The sequence below is a fragment of the Priestia sp. SIMBA_032 genome, assembly GCF_046535215.1.
In the GTDB taxonomy this organism is placed as follows: Bacteria; Bacillota; Bacilli; order Bacillales; family Bacillaceae_H; genus Priestia; species Priestia aryabhattai.
On the sequence record NZ_JAWRXD010000705.1, the window covers coordinates 1 to 270 of the forward strand.

Annotated in this window: 1 pseudogene; it reads left to right on the plus strand. The window is 36.7% G+C overall.

The window, feature by feature from the left end:
- Positions 1-270 (plus strand): annotated as a pseudogene (locus SB717_RS36090) (UDP-phosphate N-acetylglucosaminyl 1-phosphate transferase); the annotation flags it as partial.

The window sequence follows — 270 nt, forward strand, 5'->3', positions numbered from 1 at the left end:
CGGCGGCTTATATGAGCAAAGAATGTTATCGATAACACTAGGTGCGATTATCATTGTAATCATCGGAATTTTAGATGATATGTACGAGTTATCTGCGAAAGTAAAATTCGGTGGACAACTGTTAGTTGCCATTATGATTGTAAAAAGTGGATTATTAGTGCAAGTATTATATATCCCATTCCTTGGGGATACTGAACTTGGATGGCTTGCTTATCCAATTACAGTATTTTGGCTTGTAGGTATTCCGAATGCAATCAACTTAATTGACGG